This is a genomic window from Pilimelia columellifera subsp. columellifera, from assembly GCF_039532605.1.
GTDB classification, from domain to species: domain Bacteria; phylum Actinomycetota; class Actinomycetes; order Mycobacteriales; family Micromonosporaceae; genus Pilimelia; species Pilimelia columellifera.
This window is the reverse complement of sequence record NZ_BAAARY010000078.1, coordinates 1-896: the sequence shown is the minus strand read 5'-3', so window position 1 is coordinate 896 and position 896 is coordinate 1. Positions and strand designations below refer to the sequence as shown.

Here is an 896-nt window from a genome sequence, read left to right as displayed (position 1 = left end):
AGACCGTGTGTCATTTGGGGTTGTTGCAGCGCCTGGTCGTTCGTTGAGCTGGTGTGGATGATGTTCAGAAGTACTGCCCCGAACCGTTGTGGCAGATGGCGCAGCCGTTGCTACCCGAGCACCCGAAACGCCACCAGTGCGGCGGGCGTAACCGGATCGATGACCGGATCCTGCTCGCGGCGATCCTGTACGTGCTGGAAGCTGGTTGCGGTTGGCGCAAGCTACCCGCCTCGTTCCCGGTGAACTGGAAGACCGCCCACCGCCGGTTCACCGAGTGGACCGCCGCCGGGGTGTTCACCGCCCTGCACCAAGCAACCCTCGACGTCCTCGGTGCTGCCGGGCGCATCGACTGGTCCCGCGCGTCGGTGGACGCGATGCACGTGCGGGCCGTCAAAGGGGGGACCTGACGGGGCCAAGCCCGGTCGATCGCGGAAAGCCCGGATCCAAGATCCATGTTGTGTCGGACCGGGCCGGGCTGCCTCTCGGTATTCAGATATCTGCTGGCAACCTCAACGATCACAAGGTCCTCGAGGATGTGGTCGATGCCGTTGCACCGGTGCGTCAGCCTGTCGGGCGTCCCCGCAAACGGCCGGACAAGCTGCACGGCGACAAGGGCTACGACTACCCGGGCTGCCGGCAGGCCCTGACCCGGCGGGGGATCATTGCCCGGATCGCCCGAAAAGGCGTCGAGTCGTCGACCCGGCTCGGCCGGCACCGTTACGTCATCGAACGCTGCCTCGAGTGGACGACCCGGTTCCGGCGGTTGGCCCGCCGCTACGAACACAAAAGTTCCCACTTCGCCGCATTCGTTGCTGCTGCATGCGCTGTCATCTGCTACCGCCGCGCCGTCCGCCTCGACCTGTTGACCAGCAACAACCCCAACTGACACACGGTCT

The 896-nt window shown here is 65.6% G+C and carries 1 protein-coding gene; it reads left to right on the top strand.

The annotated features are described in order from the left end of the window. Window positions 1-95 precede the first annotated feature (95 nt). A protein-coding gene (locus tag ABD287_RS18400; protein WP_425565676.1) for an IS5 family transposase occupies window positions 96-886 on the top strand; the annotation gives its coding sequence in 2 pieces (ribosomal slippage) (window positions 96-402 and window positions 402-886; 792 coding nt in all). Window positions 887-896 lie beyond the last annotated feature (10 nt).